The sequence below is a fragment of the Mesorhizobium sp. M4B.F.Ca.ET.089.01.1.1 genome, assembly GCF_004022605.1.
GTDB classification, from domain to species: domain Bacteria; phylum Pseudomonadota; class Alphaproteobacteria; order Rhizobiales; family Rhizobiaceae; genus Mesorhizobium; species Mesorhizobium abyssinicae.
Genome location: NZ_RZOS01001409.1, coordinates 1 through 454, shown reverse-complemented (window position 1 = coordinate 454; position 454 = coordinate 1). Strand labels below are relative to the sequence as shown.

At 55.7% G+C, this 454-nt stretch carries 1 pseudogene; it reads right to left on the bottom strand.

The annotated features are described in order from the left end of the window. Window positions 1-272: 272 nt before the first annotated feature. Window positions 273-454, bottom strand: a pseudogene (locus EN780_RS40135) (hypothetical protein); the annotation flags it as partial.

The following is a 454-nucleotide window of genomic DNA, read 5'->3' as shown; positions in this document are numbered from 1 at the left end:
GTATGGAACAAGGCAATCTCGTCAAGGATTGCATGAGAGCCCGCGGCTACACTCAATCCTGACAGGCAACTCATGGGCTTCCGCCGCTATCGAAGGGATTGTAAAGGACGCGTCGATCTTCGAGAAACGAGGAAGCGGCGTACGATTTCTGTCTCTGAGGGGCTGGGGTCCGACCATGACACGCCGAAGACAGGTGTACTGATACCGGTTACCCGGCGTGCGGTCTCGGCAGTGACCTTGCTGCTCTAGCGAATAAATTGCGCTACTGCCTGCTAGCCGACCCTAAGTCTGGCCTGCTTCAAATGAGGTTGATGCTCGGTCGGCCGAAGCGAATGAGCAGCCATCGCGGCAATGAAAACCTCGGGCGTTTTTAGGTAGCGCTCCAGCTTGTTCTCCCTCATGAGCACTACGAACAGAGCGCACGTTTTCGCCTGACAATTGACCGACTTGGTAG